Origin of the sequence: Burkholderia sp. Bp9015, assembly GCF_003853505.1 — a bacterium.
In the GTDB taxonomy this organism is placed as follows: Bacteria; Pseudomonadota; Gammaproteobacteria; order Burkholderiales; family Burkholderiaceae; genus Burkholderia.
Map to the genome: position 1 here is coordinate 1 of NZ_QTPZ01000016.1, position 24,508 is coordinate 24,508.

A 24,508-nucleotide genomic window follows, 5' to 3' on the forward strand; every position below is an offset into this window, starting at 1 on the left:
CAGCCGCGCGGGCTTCCAGCGCCAGCCGAGCACGACGAGCGCCGGCACGGTGCCGATCATCACCGCCTTGTCGTAGTCATTCATGTGTTCGTTGTAATGCACGAACGCATGGCCTGCGCCCGCCACGAGTGCCAGGGCGAACAGCCAGTCGATGACCGACCGGCGTGCGAGGAACGGACGGTCGTCGCCCGGCCCGCACGCGCGAACCGCGGCCGGCGCGCGAAGTCGTCGAGGCAGCCGATACAGTGACGCGGCAACGGACATCATGCCGCCGCGTGACGATTGAATGGCTTTCATGAGCGTCACCAGGATGGAACCATCGGATGCAAATAAAAAGAGGCGCCCCGCCCCGGGGGAGACGAGACACCTAAACGATCGCCGCCGGCGCCGCTCGTCTGCCCGCCCCGCGGCACCTGCCGCATGTGACGCCGGTTCGGCGCCGGCGGCTCATTGCTCGACCGACGGGCTCGCCGGGCTCGCCGGAGCGTCGGCTTCCGGCGGAAAGGCCTCGACATAGGCCGCGACCGCGCGCATTTCCTGCTCGGTCATGTTCGCGCACACCCCCTTCATCACCGCACCGCGTGGGCGCGTGTCGGTTTCCCGGAAAACCCTCAGCTGCTTCAGCACGTAGTCCGCGTGCTGGCCGGCGAGCCGGGGAAACCCGGTCATGCCCTCGCCATGCTGGCCATGACAGCCGACACAGGCCGACACGCCCTTGTCCGGCAGTCCCGATACGAAGATCGCCTTCCCCGCGTCGAGCAGCAGCCGATCGCCGACCTCGCCGAGCACCGCCGGCTGGCTCGAGAAATAATCCGCGAGCTGGTCGATCTGCGCATCGGTCAGATGCGTGAAGCCCCACATGTAGCGCTTCGCATTCGGATCGGCGCGCGCGTGATGCTTGAAGTCGGTCAACTGGTCGACGAGGTATTCCTTGCGTTGCCCGGCGAGCTTCGGAAACATCGGCGATACCGACACGCCGGTCGCGCCATGGCAGTTCGAGCACACCTGCAATGCAATGGTCTTGCCCGACACGGCCGGATTGTCGACTTCCCGCGACCGCTCCAGGTCGTGACAACCCGATGCCGCCAGCACCAGCGCAAGCCAAGCGAAATGGGTCACCTTGTTCATGTCAGCGCTCTCCCTGCCGCAATGTCCGTCGCCCCGCCGGGTGTCAGAATGAAGCCAGCCATAGATAGATGAACAGCGTGTCGTTGTCCCTTGCATTGCGTCCGTTGCCGTCGTAGTTGGTCGTCGCGCCGAGGAACTTGGTGAAGTGCGTGTACTGGATACCGATTCGCACGTGCTGATCAGGTATCCAGAATATTTCCGGCGTCCACCCCTGCGTATTCGGATGGAAGTTCGCGCTCGCCGCATAGGCGGCGCTGTCCGCAGTCCCCGTCGTATTGAAGAACGACAGGCTGACGCCGTACTTCGACTGGTAGATGTACGACGCCTTGAGCCGCAACGAATTCAGGTTCGCCGCCGTGTTGTCGCTCACGACGAAGTTGTTCGGATCGTGAATGTTCTCGCGCACGTAGCGCGCCTGCGCGGTGATCGTGTGCGGCTCCAGCAGGTACTGGTACTGCGTGTCGAAACCGTAGTCGCGATAGCGCGTCACGCCCGTGCCGAAGATCGGGAAACTGTTCGGGTCGTTCGGATAGACGTTGACGCTCAGCCCGAACGCGCCGACCATCAGGCTGTGCGGCCCCCATTCGCGCGTCAGCGCGATGCGCGCATACGGGTTGTAGCCGCGCAGATAGACCTGCGGGTGGTCCGGGTTGCCCGCGTGGTTACCCTTGCTCAGGAACGACCAGATGCCGTCGGCGGTGCTGTAGGCGGTCAGCTCCGCATAGACCGTCTTGTTCCAGTACAGGTACCCGCCCATGCCGACGACCTGCATCGCGAGACCGCCCTCGATGATCGGCGTGACCGGAACGCCGGCCACCGGGCTGATCGCCGAGCCGATGTACGGATAGCTCCAGGCCGGCGCGGTATTGAATACATCCTGCACGGTCGGGTTGTTGTGGAGCGTCAGGCCGAGGATCAGATCGTTGGCCGGAGACATGATCCGGTCGACGAAGCGAAAGTCGGTGTTGTCCGATGCCCACCAGCCTTTCCATTTTCCGTTGGCATCCTGATGATCGTAGTTCGCATAGGTGAACTGTGCGAACCCGCCGAGATGGTCGGTGATCTTCCCGGCGAGGAACACGCTCGCGAAGTCGAAGATCGGCAGGCCGTTCTTCGGCGTGACCGGATTGCCGCTGGCGTCGCTGTTGGCTCGCGTCTTGCTCATGTCGGCGACGGCCATCGCCGCGAGCGGAATCGTGCGCTCGCCCAACGTATAACCGTTCAGCTTGAACATGCGCCCGTACGGCGTCAGTTCGGGAAACTGGCCGCCGGCGTGACACGCGACGCAACTTTGCCCGGTCTGGCGCGCGAAGATCGGCAGCGCCTGCCCGACGGACGCGTGCAGCAACGCGAGCGCCACGATCACGATCATCCAGCCGCGATGCGCCCGGCGATGACGCGTGTCATGCCCGACAAGAAACGTTGTCATGGCGGTTTCCCTCCTCACGCCGTGTGGCCCGCGCTGCGCCGGAACGTCGCGCGATGCCTTCATTGTGCGAAGCGTCCGCGAGACCCGGCATGGGGAGATTTCCTCCATTCGCGGTCTGATTCCTACTCCATCTCGACGCGCGCGGCCGCTCAGGGAACGATCCAGCCTCCGTCGGCGGCAAGCTTCGCGCGATCCGGCCCGGCGAACCGCGCGATATAGCCGCCCTTCGACGCGAAGCGCTGCCCGGGCGCGAGCGTCAGGCGCGGGTAGTAGCCGGTCAGGATGCGACGTTCGAGCATGTCCTCGATGCGCTCGACGAGATACTCGCCCACGAACGCATCGACCAGATGCTTCAGCGTCTCGGCGAGCAGGCCGCATGCGAGATACGTGTCGGCCTGCACCTGCGGCGCGACCATCGGGATGTGCCGGATCGTGAACCAGCCGAACGCGTAGTCGACGCGCACGCGCCGCCCTTCGGGCAAGTCGAACGGATAGGCGACGCGCGTCACGCCGCGCCAGCGCGTCGGCAGCGGCGTGCTGTCGAGCCCGCCGAGCAGCCCCGACATGAACACCGTGTCCGACGCGGGCGGCACATGCTCGAGCGCCGCGAGGTCGGGTGGCCGCAGCCACAGCACGAGTGCATCGTCGCGCGGCATCCCGTGCAACGCATGTGCGACATCCTCGTGAGGCGCAAGCGCACGGTTCGACACCGCGATGCCGTGCGCCTTCAGCGCGGCGGCCAGCGCCTGTGCGCCCCGCTCGCCGTTGTCGCCCGCGCGATAGACCTGCCTGACCGTCTTCACCGGCCGTGCACCGGCTTCGTCCAGGATGCGCTTCGCGATCAGGTCCGACTCGAGCAGCACGCCGCGCGAGAAGTACACGGAATAGAAATCGTGATCGGTCTCGACGGGCACCTCGACGTTCGGAAACAGGCACGGCACGGCCTGCTGTTCGCAGAAGTCGTGAACGGGCGCCCAGTTCCTGCCGCCGAGCCCCGACACGACGGCCAGGACCGGCTGTCGCGCGAAATACTGCCTGAGCTGCTCATGCCACGTGTCGGGCGGGCCGGTGAGCGACCAGACGTGCAGCTCCCAGCGCCGATTGACCATGAACATCATTTTTCGCGTCGAGCGCAGCGGCGGCGTCGCGCCGATCGGAAACGCGTTCTTGTCCGCGAAGTAGTGCTGCAGGACGTCGAGCATGCCCGCCCGCTTCACCGGGTCCGCATCGGACGTGACGATCGTCGCGAAATGCAGCACCGTGTCGGTCACGCCCGACGGCCGGCGGCGATCGAGGCGCTTCAGATAGGCCGTCAGCGCAGCCATGTCGGCATCGCCGAGCGCGTACTGCGGCATCAGCCTGCCGAGCGGCTGGCCATCCGGGGCGGTCCCGTCGCGCACGGCCCGCGCGAGCCGTTCCTCCGTGTACGGTTCGCGATCGGTGCGCATGCCGGCAACGTACGGGATGTCGAGATCCTCGTCGGTTTGCGCGCGCGGATGCGCCAGATAGCGCCACGTGATCGGCGGGACCGTGTTGTTGCCTTCCTTCGAACCGAGGCCGCTGCGCCGGTGGCAATTGATGCAGGCGGCCGCCGCGCCGCGCAGGCGCACGCCGTCCGGATGCACGGCTTCGAGCGGCGCGCCCGAACCGAGGATGCCGCGCTGGTAGATCGCCTCGCCCGCGTCCGCCCGCGCGACGGGCACGGGCACGGGCGCGACCGGCGCGACGGGCTCGGCGGGCGCCACCTCGTCGCAGCGCGCGTAACCGGCGGGCGCGCACAGCGCGGCCAGCAACATCCAGCGCGCCAGCCGGCGGCTCACGGCAAGCGGACGCGCCGCCACGAGGACGCGCAGCCGCCGCCGGATGCCGTTCATGGCCGTGCCGTCGGCAGGCCGGCACGCGGCGGCGCCGGCGACACGCTCGCATCGATCGCGACCGAACGGCGTCCGCCCGGCGACGCGGGCCGCGTGAAGATCGCATCGTCGAGCGGCGGATTCAGCGACACCTTGTCGATGACCAGCGTGTCCCTGTTCGGGGAAGCCGCCGTACGGCTTTCGATCCTGAACGGGATCTGCAGGCCGTCGACGCCCTTGAAATCGCTGTAGCTCACTTCGACGGTGACCAGGCCGCGCGGGCCGCGCAACTGACGGTCGATCTTCACGTCCAGGAACGTGCGGCCATCGATCCACACATGGCGAACCGCGCCGGAAGGCAGCGTCACCGCGAGGCGGTATGCATCGTGGCCGCCGATCTGGTCGACCCCTTCCAGCGCCACGCCGACGCCCTTCGCGTCGTGATCGATCAGCGGCCCGTCGATCACCTGCTCGTCACGCGCCGACCTGATCTCGTCGCCCGAATACGGCCGCGGACTCGCGCCCAGCTTCCAGCCTTCCCGGCCGTCGAAGACGCGCACACTCTTCTCGTTCAATACCGTCAGCTCGAAGCGCGTCTTGTTTGGCCGCTTCATCGCGAGGACGAACGGCATGTCCCGCACGGGGGCGTTCGCGCTGTCGACATGGCCGAACCAGACCATCGTCCGGACCTTGCGCCATGCGTCGAGCCCGCCCCGCGCGGCGACATTCTTCTCGACGATCTGGTCCGCGGTGAGACCCTGCCCCGGTACCTGCTTGCACGCGCACAAGGCTGCCGCCATGCAGGCGGCGAGCACCCACGATTCGATTCGCTTCATGGCCTCGGTCCTCGCCCAATCGTCCGGCTAGCGGCTCGACACCCTGGCCGCCCCGAGCTGCGGCTTGCCGAACGACGCATCGTCCACCGGCTGATTCACCGCCACGTGATCGATCGTCAACTTGTGCGTGCCCTTCACGCCGGCAACGGCCGTCTCGAGCGTGTGCGGCACGACGATTCCCCCCTCCTTGCGGAAGTCGCGGAAGAACACGGAGACGCCGTGCGTCCTGCCGTCGAGCACGCGCGGCTCGCCGTCGATCTTCAGCTCGAGGAACGTGGCCGCATCGATCCACACGCGACGCTCCGCGCGCTCTTTCGTCGTCACTTTCAACACGTAGGCGCGATGCCCTTCCACCGTTTCCGAGCCGATCAACTGAACCGTGCTGCCCTTGCTCGCGTAATCGACGAGCGGCCCGTCCAGTTCCGCGGACTGCGCCGCCGACTTCGCCTCGGCCGGCGTATAGGGCTCGACTTCGTCACGGCCGAGGAACGGCCGGACTTTCCAGCCCTGCGCACCGTCATAGACCTGGAACGCCGTCTGCCCGTTGAAGCGGACTTCGAAGCGACTCTTGTGCGGACGCTTCATCGTCATCACGAACGGCAGCGCGGTGTTCTTCTTGCCGCCGGCCTCCATCAGCCCCGACATCGTCAGCGTGTTGACCGTGCGCCACGCTTGCAGCCCGCCGCGCGCCGCCACGTTGCGCTCGACGATCTGCGCGGCGCTCGCTTGCCCCGCCGATGCTGCCTTGGCCTGGGCGGTGCCTGCCGCCGAGGCCGCGATCGAGTCGGGCGCCAGCGCAAGCAAACCCGCCAATGAGACCGCCCCCATTGCTACCGAAAGAAACCGGGTCATGAGTCTTCTCCTGTTCCCGTGCCGCGCATCGCGGCCGCATCGTCATTCGACCAGCAGCCCGTCGATATGCAACGATCCGATGATCACGTTCACGCGTTCGCCGACCTTGACGACGTTGCCCTTGTTCGAAAACACCATCCAGTATTCCCGGCCGGCTTCGAGCCGGCCGCTTTGCCGCAACTGGCCAATCTTGTCCATCACCGGCACCTCGAGCAGCGCGTGACTCGTCTGCCCGTACAGATACGGTGTCGCGCTCCTGTCGGCTAGCCGCTTCGCCGCGGCCGGATCGGTCACGCGGTAGCTGAAACGAATCAGGTTGTCCGATGTGATGCGGTGCACCTTCAGGTTGTCGATCCCCCTCGTCATCATGTAGTAGGTTCTCGCGCGCCGCGGAAGGTCCGGCCGGTATGGCGAATGCTTCGCACCGGCGCCGGGCGTAGCGGGCGCGCCCTGCTGCGCCGCGGCCGGCTCTGCGACGGCTGCGGCGGCGAGGCAGGCGGCGACGGCGTAAAGCGCCGCTCGCCTGCACGGCAAACGTGAACGGATCATGGCCCCCTCCCCTTCAAGGTCGATTCAGCGCCGCGCCGAACCCAAGCGGATTGTTTGGCAAGCCGCCCACGACACCGGCCGGCGCGGTCGGCGCCGCCAGCGGAGCGATCGGCAGGCCGCCCACGGCGCCGGCCGGCACGTTCGGCACCGCGAGCGGAGGGATCGGCAGGCCGCCCACCACGTCGGTCAGCACCGTGCCGAGCGCCAGCGGATCGATCGGCAGACCGCCCACGATGCCGGACGGCAGGAACTCGACCGCACCGATGTCGTACTTCCCCTGTTGCGGACGCGTCGTGCCGAAGAAATCATGATTCGGCGCACCCGCCTGCGTTCCCGCGTTGATCGCGGGCGAACCTGCGCGCGGCGAGTAGTTGCCGAGCAGCACGCCATACCCGGCGCTACCTGACGCGATCGACATGTTGAACAGCGACAGCGGGCCGTACGACATGTTGATCCACTGATTGCCCTCGTCCGGCACCGCCGATGGCAGCAGGCTGAACAGCGGGTTCGGAAGCACCGTGTCCGAGATGCCGGGCGGCACCGCGAAGCCGTTTCCGCCTCCTTCCGGCGGCACGCGCGCGCCATTGCAGTACTGGCTCACGACCGACGGGTTGGCCCCGCTGTTGTTCGCGCCCGGGTAGTCGCCCGCATCGGTCAGGATCGAGTACTGCGGGCTCAGCTTGAGACCCGACTGATGGTTGCCCGGGCCCGTGTCGCCATACGCACCGATGTCCCAATAAACCGCGTTCGGATCGCAATAGCCCGTCGCATGCCCGGCCTGGTTCAACGTCGGGTTCAGCGCAACCGTGTTCTGCAGCCCGGGTATGTTCGGATTCACTCCGGACACCGTGATGAAGAACGTACGGTTCTGCCAGAACACGTTGTTGGTCAGGATCGGGTTCGAGAACGTCGTGCAGTTCGGCAGACCCGCCGGACACGCGACGCCGGGCGCGGTGAACGCGGCGATGAAGTTCGCCGTATGCCGCGCGGTCTCGAGTCCGGCCGGCTGGTACGTCGACGTCGTGATCGGATTGCACGTCGTTTGCGCGCCGACCGTGGTGCAGTTCGGCGGCCCGACGTTCGCCTGGGTGGCCGCATCCGTGTTGAACAGCACGCCGGCGGACGCCGTCGCGTCGTTCGACATCACGGTGTTGTTGACGAAGCTCACGCGCACCGCGTCCTGCAGCGACACGCCGCCGCCGCCCCAGCCCGCCACGTTGTTCGCAATGATGTTGTTGATGACGCGAACCGTGTACCAATTCGCCGCATTGTCGGGGCTGCGCTCCACGTCCGTGCCGTTCACCTGCTGCAGCCGCAACCCGCCGCCCTTGCCGCTCTCCGCCGTGTTACCCATGATCAGGTTGCCGTCGATCACGAGCCGCGGCCCGATACCGTCGGACAGTTGCGGTGCGCAGTCCACGTCGACCGTCGAGTTTTCGCAGAAGGTGCCATCCGGCGGTACGCCCTGGGCGATGATGCCGCCGCCGTAGGTGGGCAGTGTCGGGTTGTTGCTCTGGTTGAACAGCACCCAGTTGTGCGAGATGTCGCCGGCATAGCTGAAGCCGAAGTGCGCGACGCCTCCGCCGTCGCCGCTGCTCATGTTGCCGCACACCCAGTTGTAGTTGAAGTGATAGTTGTCGGCGCCCGAGCAGAACACCACGCCTCCGGCCGACGACGGCGTGCTCGAATTGATTTCGTCGCCGTACGCCGCGTTCGACGTCACCGAGTTGTGATGCACGTTCACGGCCTTGTTGAAGCCGAACGGAAGCTGCGTGATGCCGTCGGCCGCGATCGTGCCGTCCGGGACCTCGACCTGGCCGACCGAGATGCCGCCGGAAAGCGTGCCCGCGTTCGCGAACACCCGGTTGTTCGACACCTCCATCAGATGGTTCCAGCCGTGCAGGAAAATCCCGCCGCCGCCTTGCGAGCTGTTCGTGACCGTGATGCCGTCGATGCGCGACGGATTGCACAGGAAGTTGCTCGGGTTATTCCGGCAATCCGGCGGGTTCGGCTGGAACCGCGTCGGGCCCGTGAGCGGCACGCAAATGCCGTTCGCGGTGCAGTTCGGGTCGGGTTGCGGCACGCCGCCCACCAGCACGTCCCGCACGCCCTTGCCGAGCACCGTGATGCCCGCGCCTTCGTACGCGCCCATCAGCGTCGGCTCGAGCAGCATTTCGCCAAGGTTGCCGTTCAGGTTCGAGTCCCACCCCACGGTCGGCTCGAACGGGATCGGGTCCACCTTGCGCTGCATCGCCGTCGGGCACGTGTACGTGCCGGTCGGATCGAACGGGTTCGATGCCGAGATCATCGCGCCGTTCATTGCGACACCGAACAGGCAGTCGACCTTCCTGCGCCACGCGTCCATCTTGCCCGACGGATGCGTGTTCGCGTTGATCACGACCGACGGGGCGCCGACGCCCTGCAGCCGCACCGGCTTCCACATCACGACCATTTCGTTGTAGGTGCCCGGACCGACGATGATCAGGTCGCCCGGGGTCGCGTTGTCGATCGCGGTCTGGATCGCGTCGTTGGTCGCGTTCTCGCCGTTCACGTAAGTCGGCGCCTTGCCGCCCACCGTCACGGTGACCGTATCGATCGTGTTCTTGCCGCTGGCGGTCGTGACGACCAGTTCGCCGCACGACGCCGGCGTCAGCACGCCGCGCTGGTCGACGGTGCAACTCGAGCCGATCAGCGGCGTGACGACGACATGGATCTCCGAGTCGGTCCACGACTGCACTGAAGCTACGTGGCCGCCGATCGTGACCTTCCCTTGCGTCGCACCGAAGCCATAGTGGCGCTTGACGAATTTCTGGTTGAACGGCGCGGCGGTCGCGGCTGGCCCGTTGTACGCGTTGTTCGGCACGACCTGGTCGCCGAGCGCCTTGATCGTCAGCTGGTGACCGACCGTGCTGACCCACGGGCCCGCCCCTCCGCCGCTCGAGTCGCCGGTCACGCTGGCGATCGCGGGCGTGCCGTCCGGGTACGCACAGTCAGGCGGGTTGTAGCCGGACGCAAACGCCTGCACCGGCACCACCGGCGTGTCCATGTACTGGGTCTGTCCGGGCATGAACGGGATCTCGTAGCAGAACTGGCTGTATGCCGGGTTGAACATCGGATCGCGGATCGTCTTCCCCGGATGCGCCGGGTCGGGCATGTCCGGATCGTTCATGCACGCGACCATCATCGTCGGCGCGTAGCCGGTCGGGTTCGGCGGGTTGACCTGCCACGTCGAATAGTTCAGCCCGTTGAAGATGCCCCACGAATCCGAATACGTACGCGCCACTTCATTGCCGGCGAAGTCCTTCATCGAGATCGGCACGTTCGGCACCGCGAACTTCTCGCCGAACTGCGGCGAGTACGGATCGAACTCGGACGAGAAGTCGTCGAGCATGAAGCCGGTGTAGTGCGCGGCGACATGCGTCGAGCTGAACAGCCAGAACTTCGCGAGCACCGACATCTCGTTCGTGAGCGTGACTTCCTTGCGGTCGCACAGGTGCCGCGAGGCACCCGCGAACGGCGCGACCTCCTTCGAGCCCGGGAACAGGCTGATGTAGTCCGGCACGATGCGCAGCGCGCCGACGCACGGCCAGAAGGTCTCGACACTGCCCGTGTCGCCTTCGTGCCGCGGTGTCGAACCGAGATCGGACGTCGGGTTCTGCGCATTGTTCGGGTTGAAGGTCGAATTCATCGCCGCCTGGTCGGGCAGGATGAAGATGTTGCCGAGGCCGCCGAACTGCTGCGTCACCGGGGCGATGTAGTTGTCGCCGATCAGGATGTTCTTGTCCTCCTCCTTCACGAGCTCGTAGCCCGGCGGCACCACCACCTCGACGACGTATTTCCCGGTCGGCAGCATCTTGGTTCCGTCGCCCGACGGATTCGCCACGCAGATCGTGCAGTTCGTGCCCGTCGGCAGGCCCGTCGACGGATCGCGCGACGTCACGCTCGGGAACTGGTACATCCCGTCGTAGGGCGCCGGCTGCACCTGGTTGAACGCATGCATGCCGTCATAGCACTTGAACTGCGAATTCGCAGGCAACGCGCGATGCGTCGGGTCGAGCCACTGAGGGCTGTTCTTCAACGTATAGAAGAACGGGTCGCTCGCCTCCTGCCCCGGGCAGTTCATGTTCGGAATGCCGTCGGAGCGGAAGCCCTGCGCCCAGTCGTCCCAGCTGCTCGTCTTCGTCGTGTCGACGAGCGCGAGCGTCGTCGTACCGTCCGTCGCCGTATCCTCCCGGTACAGGTTGACCGTCACGTTCGGAATGTTCGGCGTCCAGCTCGTGTGAATCAGCAGCGCCGGGTCGTCGAACGGCCGCGTCGACGCGTAGATCACCTCGCCCTTGATGCCGCCGTTCTCGGTCGGCCCGTACGGCTTCTTGCCGAACTCGATGAACGAATTCTGGCCGGAGAAGCCCTGCCAGCCTTCGGTCGTCACCCACGGCGGGTCGATCCGCGCGGTCGACGGGTTCGTGCCGGACTGGTCGGTGCAATCCGCGTCGTTGCAATACTTGGCGCCCGGCACGCGCAGGTTCGTCGGCAGATGCGCGGTCGAGGATTCGATCGTGTTGGCGAAATTCGCCGCGATGTTCGAGTTGCCGCCGCCAGGCGTGCCGTCGACCGGGCCGCCCGCGTCATACACCACGTGCACGCCCGTCTGTTTGTAGCGCGTCGTGTCGGCTTCGGCCACGTACCAGTTGAACAGCGGGAACACTTCGTTGAATCCGGCGAAGCCGTTCAGGTCCGTGTTGTTGAAATTCGAATAGCTCCCGTCGCGGAAACGGATGTTGGTCGGCACGAGCGTGAGCCCGGGCTCGCTGTCCTGCGACACGCCGTCGCCGTTCTGGTCGAAGAAGGTCCGCGTGTACAGATTCGTGTGCCACTGCAGCACGGGGATATCGCCGAGGTCCTTGGACTGTCCGCCCTTCAATTGCGTCGCCGTCGCCAGCCCGTCGACGATCTGGTCGTTCCACTGATCGAAGACCGTGATGCGGAACGTGCCGTCGGGCAGGCCGCTGATCTTGAACGTGCCGTCGGGATTGCACTTGGTAAAGGCGATGTCCTCGCCGTCGGTATCGCCGACGCTCACGTAGCACTGCGTGAAGCCGAGCGAATCGCGCGAGCCCGAGCCGTACAGGTTCTCGTTCGGCGGACGGCTGTAGTGCAGATTCGTGATCCGGCCGGCGACCGAGTTGTTGCAGATCGCGCCGGCGCATACCACCGGCAGCCGGTCGTTGATGATCTTCGGATTCGCGAAGCCGATCGACACGTGGAAGCCCGCGGGCCCGAACTCCTGGAAGTACGACGGGCCGCCGACCTTGATGAACGCGTCGTGCGCCTTCTGTCCGTCCAGCGTGTTGGTCTGCAGCCATTCCTCGCCGCGGCCGGTCCGGTCGGCGCCCGGCGTCGCGACGACGCCATAGCGTCCCGGCATCAGGTTCGCGATGACCGCCTGGCCGACCAGCGGCGACAGCGTCTTGCCGTCGGACTCGTACTTCGGGCAGGTCGGGATCATGCCGACGAGGCCGTCGGTCGACGTCGTCGAAATCGGGCAGGCGTTCAGGCCCGTGGCGGGATCGCGGGTGCCCTGCAGCGAGTTCGACAGCGGCATGTTGAACATGTCGTAGGTCATCTGCCCGGTGGCGTCGCCGGTGCCGCCGGCATCGTCGAACAGCTTGATCTCGAACCCGCCGAGACCCGGCTCATGCGCGCTGCCGAAGGCATCGTTGCCGCCGCTCACGTCCACTTCGCCGTTGACGGGCGCGTCGTCCTCGAACACGAATACCGAGATCTTCGCGGTCTGCAACGGCGTCTCCTGCACGAGCACGTTGACGTTCTTCTGGGCCGGTGCGATCGGCGCGCCGCCCATCGTATGACCGCAGGTGCCCGTGCCCGGCGCGAAATCCGCGCCGCCGGGGCCCGACGGGCAATCCTTTGAAATGTCGAACTGCCGCATCGCGCCGGTGGGGTTGTTCGGATCGACGGGTTTCGGGGCGCCCCCGCCATTCGAGAAACTGTTACCGGCATCGCCCGGCAGGATCGAGATGTAGTAGTGCTTGGTTGGATCGAGCGACACCTGGCTCGGATCGACCGGCACCTGCTGCGCGGCACTCGTGCGGCATGCGCCGTCGCCGATGTCGCACACCGCGGGCACGTGCGTGTTGGTGGCGGGATCGAACACCGTCTGCCCCGACTCGCACGCAACCGTGCCGACGCAACCCGCCGCGACCACCGGCATGTAGCTCGTATGGAAGCTGGTGCCGAGACTCGGCACCGGCAGCGGCGGACAGTTCGCGGGGCGCGGTGTCGTGTTCACCTGGCAGGCCGGGTCGATCTGGAACGTGCGGTCTTCCTCGATGATCCAGCGGTAGTCGGTGAGCTGCACGGGCGTCTTGCCCGGTGCCGTGCTCGGCCCGTCCAGCACCTTCACGGCGAGCCCGCTGCCGCCCTTGAACGTGACGGCAACGTTCGCCGGGGCGCTCGCCGTGTTCTGCGAGTTGACCGCCGTATACTTGAAGGTCACGCCCGCGGTCGCGGCGCCGACGGGCGGCGCGCTCGGCGTCACGGAGAACGAACCGTCCGCATTCAGCGTGACGGTGCCGCCGCTGACGCTGCCCGGCACCACTGCCGCGGTGAGCGGCAGCCCGCTCGGGTCCGTGTCGTTGACGAGCACGCCCGGCGCGCCGATCTGCAGCCGCGACGCGATGTTGCTCGTGTAGCTGTCGTCGTGAGCGACCGGCGGCCCGGACAGGCAGCCGGCGGCTTGCGTGCACGCGGCCAGCGTCACCATCGCGGTGACCGCGGGATTACCGTTCGCCTGATACACGAAGCTGTCCGACGTCGCACCGGCATTGGGCACGTAGCTGAACGTGCCGTCCGGGTTCAGCGTCACCGTGCCGTTGGCCGGCTTGGTCACGAGCTGCACGCCATAGACGCCGACGTCATTGGCGATCACCCCTTTCCCGGGGTCCGCCACGGTCAGCGTGTTGCCCGCCACGAGGAAGTACTTGTCGGGATTGGCGACGACGTTCTGGCCGCCTCCGCCTGCCGACGGAAGCGCGCCGTTGTTGATGCTGAGATATGCCTGCATGCCGCCGTCGCGCTGGTTGTTGGTGGACAGGCTCAGTTGCCGGTCGAACACCGGCAGCGCGGGCGCATTCAGGCCCGGCGCGGTCATCATCACGTCGTAAGTCTTGCCGGCCGCCAGGAACACGGACGACTGCACGCGCGGATTGCCGGGCAGCGGATTGCCGTCCTCGGCGACGAGCGTGAAGCCGGAGACCTGCGGGGTGCCGGTTTGCGCGCCGACCACCGACGGCACGTGCATCCGCAGGCCCGCGTTGACGAAGCGCAGGAGCACCTGGCCGGTCGACACGGAAGCCCTTGCGGGGAACGACGAGCGGTCAGGATGCGTACGATCGAAAGCGACGCCGTTGATCAGGTAATAACGCGGATCGTAGTTCACGGCCGGCGGATAGCAGGTACCGAACGATGAGGAGTGCGAATCCCCGCAGCCACCGGAAAGGCCGGACCATACCTTGGTTTCGCTGAAGCCGGTCGTCGCCACGGCCGCGGCGACCGCGGCGTTCTGCACCGGATCGATTTCGCTCAGCACGAGCGGGATGTCGGCATCGTATGGCACGCCCGGATATGCGACCGGTCGCGACGTTGCGGACGCCGGCGGCGTGCGCACCACCAGCACGCCGTAAAGGCCCATCGGCCCCTGGATCGACGGATGGGAGCCCGATTCGATCAGGTAGGTGCCGGGGCGCAGGTTGTTCCACGTCAACGCCGTCGTCGCGCCGTGCGCCACTTCGGTCGAGAACGACTGAACCCGCGGCCCTTGCGCGGGCGGCGTAAACGTCGCACCGCTGCCGGTGCCGGCGATCGGCCAGGTCGTCGAGGTCTGGGTCGGATGCACGGGGCTCGGGGTCGACGTCGCCGTCTTGCCGAGACCGCCGCCCAGCTGGCCGACGATCACGAGCGACGTCGGCACGGAGGCCGGCAGACTGTTCGTGAGGTTGATCGTCAGCGACGCGCCGGACGGCACGGTGATCACCACCGGCGACCAGCCCGATCCGGCGCCGGGATTGGCCGCCGCACAGGTTGCCGGCGCCACGGCGGCGGCCGAGCACGTGTAGCCCCACATCGGCACGATCTCGCCGTCGGGCATCGTGGCAGTCACGGCCTTCGCCGTCAGGTTCACGGTCTGGGCGAGCGATGCCTCGCTCGCTGCCAGCAGCATCGACGCGGCGAGGCTCGCCTTGGCCAGGCGGAGAAACGTCGCCTTGAACTGGATGAATCGCATTTCCGTTCTCCCCGCCTCTAGTTGCCTTCGTTGATCACGAAGACTTGTGGATCGACGAGCATCATCATCATCATTCCGCCCGGGAAGATGTTGTTCGTGGTGATCTCGCGTTCATTGTGCGAATGCCACATGAATGCAAAGCCCGCTTCGCTTCCCGGCGGATTCGCGATCGTGCCGCTCGGCGGCGTCGTGCCGGTCGGCGAGGTCGCGCGAATCGTCGCATCCGGTCCGAGATAGGGACTGCCGCCATACCACGCACCGTTCGTCAGGATGTGCGAGTCGGGCAGCGTGACCGGTCCGCCGCTGCCGACGTTGCCGAACGGATGCGCTTCGAGCGCCTTGTTGTGGTCCGCGCACCATTCGTAGTAGTTCGGCGCCGTCGGGTCCGCGGTGTAGTAGCCGTTCGCATCGGGAATGCAGACGCTGCCGTCGCCGGGCTTGTGCCCGTAGACGTCCCAGTTGAGCCCCTTGCCGGTCCAGTAGAAGATGCCGTCCAGGGTTTCGCCCGGCGTCGTGGTCGTGGTGAACAGCAGCGGGCCCGCGACCTTGGTCGCGTCCGTCTTGGCAAGCAGCAGGTTGCCGTCACGCGCGAGCACGCGGACGTGGTTGCCGTGCTCGTGGAACGGATGCTGCCAGCGGCCCGTGCCGATGATCCGCAACAGCACCAGCTCGCCGGGGTGCATGTGCGGATTGCCGTTGTAGGGCTGATGCGGATACTGCATCGCATAGTTCGGATCCATGTCGTCCGGCATCGAGCGGCCGTTGATCATGAAGTACGCGGGATGATAAGGCTCGGTCTCGACGGTCATGCAGCCCGTCGGCAGCGTGCACGTCTTCGCGGCCTCCTGCTCGGCCTGCGTATGGATGCGCGGATCCATTTCGGAGAACTGAAAAAGATACTCACGGTCGTAGCACGCCGAAACATGGTTGTATGCCGCCGCCGCGTTGCGGTAGTCCGGCTGGCCGTCGGGCAGCGTCGCGGCGACTGCGCGGCATCCGGCCGGCACGGCCAGCACGCCCGGCGCCGAGGTCGGCAATACGATGATCGCGCCATAGAGGCCCATCTCGATCTGCAGGTCGCCCCGTGTGCCGCTGTAGTAGGCATGCGTGCCGGGCGTCGCCGCGACGAAACTGTAGGTGACCGTGTTGCCGTGCGACGCCTCGCGCGTGAGCAGCCCGGGCACGCCGGTGAGCGCGGCCGGACACGAGCCGTCGGGATTGAGCGCCGCCGCGCACACCTGGAATCCCTGAAACAGGATCGACGTGTTGCCCGCGGCCGCGGGCAGGTTGTTCGTGAGCGTCACCGTGATCACGTCGCCCTGCCGCACGATCAGCGTCGGCCCGGGAATCTGCATGCTCGGGCAGTTCGCCCCCGTGATGCCCGCCGGCGAGAATCCCGCCGGCGCCGTGCGGCAGCCGTAACCCCACGAATAGACGCTCGTGCCGTCCGGCTGGCTGATGCGGCTCGCTTCCGCGCTCAGGTCGAAATGCGTGCCGGTGATGCCCGGCGCGGCGGCCAGAACCGGCCCGCAGAGCAATGCGGCAAGCATTGCCACGGCGAGCCGTACGAGCCGTCCGGCACCCGTGCACATAGCGGTCCGGATGTCATGAGTGAAGTGGCCCACGATATTTCTCCTAGATGCAGGACTTCGTAGCCGGGTTGAGCGCGGCCGGGCAGATGCGGACCTCCGTCATCAGCCCCCCGAAGTTCTCGGCGTCGTTCGACAGGTGATCGAGATTCGGCGTGTAGAGGTAGTAGACCGACCCCGGCGCGTACTTCGTCGTGTCGCTCGCATCGAGAATCACGTCGATGGATTCGCCGCCGCCGAGCGTGATCGAGTTCGTGTAGTAGGTCATGTCGTTGCCGGCCATGTCGCGCAGCAACCGGGCGTTGACGCCGATCACGTGCATCCTCACGCCCAGCGACGCGAGCGTCTGGAATTCGGTGACGTCGAGATCGGAAATCCTGAGCAGCGCGCGGCCGCCGGCCGGGATATTGATGATGGTCGGCAGCGGCTGGGAAACATGGGCCGTGCCGTCGGCCACCGGGGTCTGCATCGGCCCCTGGGTCACCGTGTCCGGATAGCTGCGCCCGTTCAGCATGAAGTACTTGTCCTTCATGTCGGTGAACGGTTCCGGGTTGAACGTCATCCCCACGAAATGGAAGTTCGGATCGAAGCCGTGGATCTGCACCGGATACTCGACGTCGTATGCAGTCGAACCGTCGCCGTCGTTGTACGCGTAGAGCGTCGGCTTGCCGCTCTTGTCGTTGACGTGCAGCACGCCATTCGAAGGCGGCAGCGGCGTCGAGCACAGAATGTCGTTGCCGCACCGCGTACGAAGATCGCCTTGCTGCGCCACCAGCGCGGCGTACAGCGAATGGCCGGACGGCACCCGGTTCTGGCGCGGCCGCACGAAGATCTGGCCGACCATCCCCATCTGGAGGTGCTCCGGCGGCGTGATGTGGCAGTGCCAGAAGTAGGTGCCGGCATCGGGCGCGAGATAGTAATAGGTGAAGCTGGCGCCGATGTTGATCGCCACCGACGCATCCGGCACGCCGTCATAGAACGACGACGCATTCGGATAACCGTGGAAGTGCACCGTGTGCTGCTCGAACAGGTCGGGGCGCATGATCATGCCGACGTTCGTGAGCGTCAGGAAGAACTCGTCGTCCTCGTCGATCGCCATCTCGGGCGCCGGCATGTTGCCGTTCATCACGCCGATGTCCATGATCGGGCGCGGATCCACATGGCCGGTCAACTGGCCCGGCGGCGACGATTCCGGGTCGGGCACGAGGCCGACCGCGCCGTTGTAGGTCGGGTCGGTTCTCGGATCGCCGACCGTGTTGAACACCGATGCGAATTCCGTACCGGCGCGGCCGGCCTGGATGTCGGCAATGCCGGACAACGGGCCGAAGGCAAACAGGTACGTCTGCGTGCCGTCGGCCATGGTGGCGTACCCGTCACCGCCCGAGATCTGCTGACACTTGATGGCGCCGTTGACGATACCGGTCGGCGTGGAGTTCAGCCCGGTGAAGGACGGTCCGGTGTAGGCGGGTTCCGCACCGCCGGCCGGCAGCGCCGTCGGATGGGACGGCGTGGTGAACGGACATTGAACGCGAAACGTTTGGGCAAACGAGGGAACGGCGCACATCAGGAGCAACAGTGCCGCCACACTGCTGCAACACGCGCGGGTACTGAACATATGACCTCCATCCAAGGGGTCCGCCAGCGACACGCGCTGGACGTCATGCTCTGCTGCAGACGCGGGCCGCGAAGCTTTCACGGCCCGTACCGGCATTCTGCGGACGCGCGCGCAAGGTCGGGATGGGTCACCCTCCTACTTTTGCATAGGGGGTCCCCGGCGAACGGGGAGCATCATTTGCCGCACGATCGGCGCACACCGCGCGGGCATGCCGGCGGCGCGGCCAGCCGAAAATCGAAATGACGGAAACGAGGGTCCGGCGCCGAACGACGCGGCGATTCGGGGGAGGATGGCTGGCGACGCGGTAGACTTCGCTGTGGCGCAACCGCGGCGTTCGGGCCCTGGTGGCGGGCTTGCCGGCCTGCGACAGGAAAACGACGGGCAAAAAAAAGCGCCACGGAGACCGTGGCGCTAAAAAAGTTCTAGCCATTCCGAGGGCCGTGCTAGAACCTGAGAGACTGCGCGAAACACCGTTGCCGGTTAAACTCCTGAAACGATGTTTCGAAAACGTGAGACATTCTTTCCGTTTCCGCCCGACAAGTCAAGCGGTATTTGCACCGGTTTGTTCACTTTCCGGCAATGCTCGTTTGAGCACTTTCCTAATAAACCAAGGGTGAACCCGTAAAATCGCATCGAATGAACGATTCACCCATGGAACATGCATCTTTTGACAATCATCCTACAATACCAACAAAATGAAATCGAGTTTCGGAAATAGAGAGAATCCCTCGTGTCGACATCTGTAACGCCTCCCGCGCCCCGAGACCGCGAATCGTCGCCGGACGAGATCACCGCGCTCGCGCGCGGCCTCGCCGTGCTGCGCCGCATCGCGGCCGCCGACGCCCCGGTCAGCAACCGCGAGCTGACCGAATTGACGGGCATCCCGAAGCCGACCGTGTCGCGCATCACGGCGACGCTCGTCAGCGCCGGCTTCCTGTTCCAGCTGCCCGACAGCGAGCGCTTCGTGCTGACCGCGTCGGTGCTGGAGCTGAGCCACGGCTTCCTGCGCAACTTCGACATCCGCGCGCGCTCGCGGCCGTTCATGATCGAACTCGCCGAGCGCACGTCGCTGTCGGTGCACCTCGCGGTGCGCGACCGGCTCGACATGGTCGCGATCGACGTGATCCGGCCGCGCTCGGCCGTGCTCGTCACGCGCCTCGAGATCGGCTCGCGGATGGACATCGCGCGCACCGCGGTCGGCCGCGCGTATCTTGCGGCGCTGGAGGACGACGAGCGCCGCACGCTGCTCGACGCGCTGCGCGCGACGGCCGGCGACGACTGGCCGCACGTATCGGCGCGCCTGACCCCCGGCCTCGAGGACGCGATGCGCGCCGGCCACGCGATCGCCATCGGCGAATGGCGCGAAGGGCTGAATGCGGTCGCGGCCGGGTTCGTCGGCCCGTCGGGCCAGCGCTATTCGGTGAACTGCGGCGGCGCATCGAGTCAGTGCCCGCCCGAATGGCTGCAGGAACACGTGGTGCCCGCGCTGCACGAGTGCATCGCGAAAATCACCCGCGAGATCGGCGGCGCGCCGGCCCGGCGCAGCGCCGTGTAATCGATCCGTCATCGCCCCGTCGCGTTCTGTAACGACCGTAACCCGTTGAAAGATAGACGACTGGACTGTAACGGGGACGGGACGTAGGATCATGCCCATCGTCGCGCCGCATTCGCGGCGCGCACCGCTCTTTTCTTTTTCCGCGCAGACCGGAAGGGCCCGGACCGAGCCGGCCTTCCGGCACCGCATGCCCCTGCGCCGCCCAGGCCCGTTTTCCAGCCCGGTTTCGAGCCCGTTTCCCGGCCTGCCGAGCCGTCTTCCTGACAGAACCCGATGGACAATCAACAAAAGCCCACGCCCCCTTCGAAGGATCCCGCCTCCCCCGCCGCGCGCCGACCGCGCCGCACGCTGGTGATCGGGACGCTCGCGGTCGTCGTCATCGGCGGCCTGCTGTGGTGGCACCCGTGGAACCGCACGCAGGCCGACGCGCAGGCGGCGGCCAGCGCGGCCTCCGGCGCGAGCGCAGGCGGCGGCCATCGCGGCCGCGGCGGCCCCGCCGCGATGGCGAACGTTCCGCAACCGGTATCGGTCGCGACCGCGACGCAGGGCGAGATGCCGATCGTGCTGTCCGCGCTCGGCACCGTGACGCCGCTCGCGAGCGTGACGGTCAAGACGCAGTTGTCGGGCTACCTGCAGTCGGTCGCGTTCCAGGAAGGCCAGATCGTCAGGAAGGGCGACCTGCTCGCGCAGATCGACCCGCGCCCGTACCAGGTCGCGCTCGAGAACGCCGAAGGCACGCACGCGCGCGACTCGGCACTGCTCGCGACGGCCCGCCTCGACCTGAAGCGCTACCAGACGCTGCTGTCGCAGGATTCGATCGCGTCGCAGACGGTCGACACCCAGGCATCGCTCGTCAAGCAATATGAAGGAACGGTGAAGACCGACCAGGCGGCGATCGATTCCGCGAAGCTGAACCTCGCGTACGCGCGCATCACGGCGCCGGTGTCGGGCCGCGTCGGCCTGCGCCAGGTCGACCCCGGCAACTACGTGACGCCGGGCGACACGAACGGGATCGTCGTGATCACGCAGCTGCAGCCGATGAGCGTGATCTTCACGACTTCGGAAGACAACCTGCCGCAGATCGTCAAGCAGGTGAACGCGGGCCGGAAACTGTCGGTCACCGCGTACAACCGCAACAACACGGTGCCGCTCGAGACGGGTTCGCTCGCCACGCTCGACAACCAGATCGACACCAGCACCGGCACGGTCAAGCTGCGCGCGACCTTCGATAACAAGGAAGGGCTGCTGTTCCCGAATCAGTTCGTGAACGCGCGGCTGCTGGTCGACGTGATGCGCGATGCGACGATCGTGCCGACGGCCGCCGTGCTGACGGGCTCGATCGGCCAGTTCGTGTACATCGTGAAGCCCGACAACACGGTGACGGTGCGCAAGGTCACGATCGGCCCGGTCGACGGCGAGCGCACGAGCATCGTCAGCGGCGTCGCGCTCGGCGAGCGCGTGGTCACCGACGGCTCCGACCGGCTGCGCGAAGGCGCGAAGATCACGATCCCGGCCGACAAGCCGAAAGGCGCGTCGGGCGCGCACGGCGCCGGCGCGGCGTCCGGCGCATCGGGCGCGGCCGCCCGCCGCGGCGGACACAAGCACGGCGCGTCGCAGGCAGCGGCCCCCGCGGCCCAGTAACGCGCGGGCCGCTCGATGAATCCCTCCCGCCTCTTCATTCTCCGGCCGGTCGGCACCGCCCTCCTGATGGCGGCGATCATGCTGGCCGGTCTCGTCGCGCTGCGCTTCCTGCCGCTCGCCGCCCTGCCCGAGGTCGACTACCCGACGATCCAGGTCCAGACCTTCTATCCGGGCGCGAGCCCGGAGGTGATGACGTCGGCGGTCACCGCGCCGCTGGAGCGGCAGTTCGGCCAGATGCCGTCGCTGAACCAGATGTCGTCGCAAAGCTCGGCCGGCGCGTCGGTGATCACGCTGCAGTTCTCGCTCGACCTGCCGCTCGACATCGCCGAACAGGAAGTGCAGGCCGCGATCAACGCGGCCGGCAACCTGCTGCCGTCCGACCTCCCTGCCCCGCCGATCTACGCGAAGGTCAACCCGGCCGACGCGCCGGTGCTGACCCTCGCGATCACGTCGAAGACCCTGCCGCTCACCCAGGTGCAGGACCTGACCGACACGCGTCTCGCGATGAAGATCTCGCAGATCGCGGGCGTCGGCCTCGTCAGCCTGTCGGGCGGCAACCGGCCGGCCGTGCGGATCCAGGCGAACCCGACCGCGCTCGCGCAGTACGGGATGAACCTCGACGACCTGCGCACGACGATCTCGAACCTGAACGTGAACACGCCGAAGGGCAACTTCGACGGCCCGACGCGCGCGTACACGATCAACGCGAACGACCAGCTCACCAGCGCCGATCAATACAACGACGCGGTCGTCGCCTACAAGAGCGGCCGCCCGGTGATGCTGACCGACGTCGCGAAGATCGTCGCCGGCTCCGAGAACACCAAGCTGGGCGCGTGGGTCAATGCGGAGCCCGCGATCATCCTGAACGTGCAGCGCCAGCCGGGCGCGAACGTGATCGCGACCGTCGACGCGATCAAGGCGCAGCTGCCGAAGCTGCAGGAGACGCTGCCCGCAGCGCTCGACGTGCAGATCGTCACCGACCGCACGACGATGATCCGCGCCGCCGTGCGCGACGTGCAGTTCGAGCTGCTGCTCGCGGTCGCGCTGGTCGTGCTGGTGATGTACCTGTTCCTCGCGAACGTCTACGCGACCATCATCCCGAGCCTGTCGGTGCCGCTGTCGCTGATCGGCACGCTCGCGGTGATGTACATGGCCGGCTTCTCGCTGAACAACCTGTCGCTGATGGCGCTCACCATCGCGACCGGCTTCGTCGTCGACGACGCGATCGTGATGATCGAGAACATCGCGCGCTACGTCGAGGAAGGCGACACGGGCCTCGAGGCCGCGCTGAAGGGCTCGAGACAGATCGGCTTCACGATCATCTCGCTGACGGTGTCGCTGATCGCGGTGCTGATCCCGCTGCTGTTCATGGGCGACGTGGTCGGCCGCCTGTTCCACGAGTTCGCGATCACGCTCGCGGTGACGATCGTGATCTCGGCGATCGTGTCGCTCACGCTCGTGCCGATGATGTGCGCGAAGCTGCTGCGCCATTCGCCGCCGCCGGAGAGCCACCGCTTCGAGGCGCGCGTGCACCGCGCGATCGACTGGGTGATCGCACGCTACGGGGTCGCGCTCGAATGGGTGCTGAACCGCCAGCGCTCGACGCTCGTCGTCGCGGTGCTGACGCTCGTGCTGACCGGCCTGCTCTACGTGTTCATACCGAAGGGCTTCTTCCCCGCGCAGGATACCGGCGTGATCCAGGCGATCACGCAGGCGCCGCAGTCGATCTCGTACGGCGCGATGGCCGAACGCCAGCAGGCGCTCGCGGCCGAGATCCTGAAGGATCCGAACGTCGCGAGCCTCACGTCGTTCATCGGCGTCGACGGCAGCAACATCACGCTGAACAGCGGCCGGATGCTGATCAACCTGAAGGCGCGCGACGCCCGCTCCGAATCGTGCGCGCAGATCATCCGCGACCTGCAGCAGCGTGTCGCGAACGTGACCGGCATCTCGCTGTTCATGCAGTCGGTGCAGGACCTGACGATCGACTCGACCGTGAGCCCGACGCAGTACCAGTTCATGCTGACGAGCCCGAACCCGGACGAGTTCGCGACCTGGGTGCCGAAGCTCGTCACGCGGCTGCAGAAGGAGCCGTCGCTCGCCGACGTCGCGACCGACCTGCAGAGCAACGGCCAGTCGGTCTACATCGAGATCGACCGCGCGAGCGCCGCGCGCTTCGGCATCACGCCGGCGACCGTCGACAACGCGCTGTACGACGCGTTCGGCCAGCGCATCGTGTCGACCATCTTCACGCAGTCGAACCAGTATCGCGTGATTCTCGAGTCGGAGCCGAAGGAGCAGCATTACGCCGAATCGCTGAGCGACATCTACCTGCCGTCCGCGGGCGGCGGCCAGGTGCCGCTGTCGTCGATCGCGTCGTTCCACGAGCGGCCGTCGCCGCTGCTCGTCGCGCACCTGTCGCAGTTCCCGTCGACGACGATCTCGTTCAACCTCGCGCCGGGCGCGTCGCTCGGCGAGGCCGTGAAGGCGATCGGCGCCGCCGAGCAGGACATCGGCCTGCCCGGCTCGTTCCAGACGCGCTTCCAGGGCGCCGCGCTCGCGTTCCAGGCGTCGCTGTCGAACCAGCTGTTCCTGATCCTCGCGGCGGTCGTCACGATGTACATCGTGCTCGGCGTGCTCTACGAGAGCTACATCCATCCGATCACGATCCTGTCGACGCTGCCGTCGGCCGGCGTCGGCGCGCTGCTTGCGCTGATGATCACCGGGCACGACCTCGACATCATCGGGATCATCGGGATCGTGCTGCTGATCGGCATCGTGAAGAAGAACGCGATCATGATGATCGACTTCGCGCTCGAAGCCGAGCGGGTCGAAGGCAAGCCGCCGCGCGAGGCGATCTACCAGGCGTGCCTGCTGCGCTTCCGGCCGATCCTGATGACGACGCTCGCCGCGCTGCTCGGCGCGGTGCCGCTGATCGTCGGCGCGGGTGCGGGCTCCGAGCTGCGCCAGCCGCTCGGGATCGCGATCGCGGGCGGCCTGATCGTGTCGCAGGTGCTGACGCTGTTCACGACGCCGGTGATCTACCTCGGCTTCGACAGCCTCGCGCGCCGCGTGCGCGGCTGGTTCGAGCGGCACGGCCCCGGCGCCGATGCCGGCAAGCACACGGGTGCGTAAATGAACCGCCCCCCACGCTCACTT

12 protein-coding genes and 1 pseudogene are annotated in these 24,508 nt (G+C 66.8%); 3 read left to right on the forward strand and 10 right to left on the reverse strand.

Annotated features, from left to right (window positions below; all coding sequences use genetic code 11):
• From DIE12_RS18360 to DIE12_RS18405, 10 genes and pseudogenes are all read right to left on the reverse strand, one after another.
• Window positions 1-264, reverse strand: a pseudogene (locus DIE12_RS18360) (c-type cytochrome biogenesis protein CcsB); the annotation flags it as partial.
• A 183-nt stretch (window positions 265-447) separates the two neighbouring features.
• Window positions 448-1,128, reverse strand: a complete 681-nt coding sequence (locus tag DIE12_RS18365) for a cytochrome c (protein WP_124487383.1) — start codon at window positions 1,126-1,128, stop codon at window positions 448-450.
• 43 nt (window positions 1,129-1,171) lie between these two features.
• Complete coding sequence (locus DIE12_RS18370; RefSeq protein ID WP_185500384.1) at window positions 1,172-2,557, reverse strand: cytochrome C; 1,386 nt, start codon at window positions 2,555-2,557, stop codon at window positions 1,172-1,174.
• A 149-nt stretch (window positions 2,558-2,706) separates the two neighbouring features.
• Window positions 2,707-4,431 (reverse strand): c-type cytochrome, encoded by a 1,725-nt coding sequence (locus DIE12_RS18375; RefSeq protein WP_185500385.1) that lies wholly within the window; start codon window positions 4,429-4,431, stop codon window positions 2,707-2,709.
• The gene (locus DIE12_RS18380) at window positions 4,428-5,246 is read right to left on the reverse strand and encodes a hypothetical protein (protein WP_124487384.1); all 819 of its coding nucleotides are present in this window, start codon (window positions 5,244-5,246) and stop codon (window positions 4,428-4,430) included. The genes DIE12_RS18375 and DIE12_RS18380 overlap by 4 nt, the downstream gene beginning before the upstream one ends.
• A 27-nt stretch (window positions 5,247-5,273) precedes the next feature.
• Window positions 5,274-6,098 carry an outer membrane lipoprotein-sorting protein gene (locus DIE12_RS18385; RefSeq protein WP_409333456.1) on the reverse strand — a complete coding sequence of 275 codons (825 nt, stop codon included), beginning with the start codon at window positions 6,096-6,098 and terminating at the stop codon, window positions 5,274-5,276.
• A gap of 42 nt (window positions 6,099-6,140) precedes the next feature.
• Window positions 6,141-6,467 (reverse strand): hypothetical protein, encoded by a 327-nt coding sequence (locus DIE12_RS39065; protein ID WP_409333457.1) that lies wholly within the window; start codon window positions 6,465-6,467, stop codon window positions 6,141-6,143.
• A 193-nt stretch (window positions 6,468-6,660) separates the two neighbouring features.
• Window positions 6,661-14,949 carry an Ig-like domain-containing protein gene (locus DIE12_RS18395; protein ID WP_185500386.1) on the reverse strand — a complete coding sequence of 2,763 codons (8,289 nt, stop codon included), beginning with the start codon at window positions 14,947-14,949 and terminating at the stop codon, window positions 6,661-6,663.
• A 17-nt stretch (window positions 14,950-14,966) separates the two neighbouring features.
• Entirely contained in the window at window positions 14,967-16,499 is a 1,533-nt protein-coding gene (locus DIE12_RS18400) for a multicopper oxidase family protein (RefSeq protein WP_260426259.1), read from the reverse strand.
• Between the two features lie 85 nt (window positions 16,500-16,584).
• Window positions 16,585-18,153: a multicopper oxidase family protein gene (locus DIE12_RS18405; protein ID WP_124487386.1), complete on the reverse strand. Its 1,569-nt coding sequence runs from the start codon at window positions 18,151-18,153 to the stop codon at window positions 16,585-16,587.
• A gap of 730 nt (window positions 18,154-18,883) precedes the next feature.
• Between DIE12_RS18405 and DIE12_RS18410 the strand changes: the two genes are divergently transcribed.
• The 3 genes from DIE12_RS18410 (at window position 18,884) to DIE12_RS18420 (ending at window position 24,484) form a co-directional block, all read left to right on the forward strand.
• On the forward strand, window positions 18,884-19,708 hold the full coding sequence (locus DIE12_RS18410) for an IclR family transcriptional regulator (RefSeq protein ID WP_124487387.1): 825 nt from the start codon (window positions 18,884-18,886) through the stop codon (window positions 19,706-19,708).
• 273 nt (window positions 19,709-19,981) lie between these two features.
• Window positions 19,982-21,349: an MdtA/MuxA family multidrug efflux RND transporter periplasmic adaptor subunit gene (locus DIE12_RS18415; protein ID WP_124487388.1), complete on the forward strand. Its 1,368-nt coding sequence runs from the start codon at window positions 19,982-19,984 to the stop codon at window positions 21,347-21,349.
• A gap of 15 nt (window positions 21,350-21,364) precedes the next feature.
• The gene (locus DIE12_RS18420) at window positions 21,365-24,484 is read left to right on the forward strand and encodes an MdtB/MuxB family multidrug efflux RND transporter permease subunit (RefSeq protein ID WP_124521323.1); all 3,120 of its coding nucleotides are present in this window, start codon (window positions 21,365-21,367) and stop codon (window positions 24,482-24,484) included.
• Window positions 24,485-24,508 lie beyond the last annotated feature (24 nt).

Excerpts from the sequence above, each read along its gene's own strand:
- DIE12_RS18365 (WP_124487383.1), bottom strand. The coding sequence starts at position 1,128 with ATGAACAAGGTGACCCATTTCGCTTGGCTTGCGCTGGTGCTGGCGGCA.
- DIE12_RS18370 (WP_185500384.1), bottom strand. The coding sequence starts at position 2,557 with ATGACAACGTTTCTTGTCGGGCATGACACGCGTCATCGCCGGGCGCAT.
- DIE12_RS18375 (WP_185500385.1), bottom strand. The coding sequence starts at position 4,431 with ATGAACGGCATCCGGCGGCGGCTGCGCGTCCTCGTGGCGGCGCGTCCG.
- DIE12_RS18380 (WP_124487384.1), bottom strand. The coding sequence starts at position 5,246 with ATGAAGCGAATCGAATCGTGGGTGCTCGCCGCCTGCATGGCGGCAGCC.
- DIE12_RS18385 (WP_409333456.1), bottom strand. The coding sequence starts at position 6,098 with ATGACCCGGTTTCTTTCGGTAGCAATGGGGGCGGTCTCATTGGCGGGT.
- DIE12_RS39065 (WP_409333457.1), bottom strand. The coding sequence starts at position 6,467 with ATGATGACGAGGGGGATCGACAACCTGAAGGTGCACCGCATCACATCG.
- DIE12_RS18395 (WP_185500386.1), bottom strand. The coding sequence starts at position 14,949 with ATGCGATTCATCCAGTTCAAGGCGACGTTTCTCCGCCTGGCCAAGGCG.
- DIE12_RS18400 (WP_260426259.1), bottom strand. The coding sequence starts at position 16,499 with ATGCTTGCCGCATTGCTCTGCGGGCCGGTTCTGGCCGCCGCGCCGGGC.
- DIE12_RS18405 (WP_124487386.1), bottom strand. The coding sequence starts at position 18,153 with ATGTTCAGTACCCGCGCGTGTTGCAGCAGTGTGGCGGCACTGTTGCTC.
- DIE12_RS18415 (WP_124487388.1), top strand. The coding sequence starts at position 19,982 with ATGGACAATCAACAAAAGCCCACGCCCCCTTCGAAGGATCCCGCCTCC.
- DIE12_RS18420 (WP_124521323.1), top strand. The coding sequence starts at position 21,365 with ATGAATCCCTCCCGCCTCTTCATTCTCCGGCCGGTCGGCACCGCCCTC.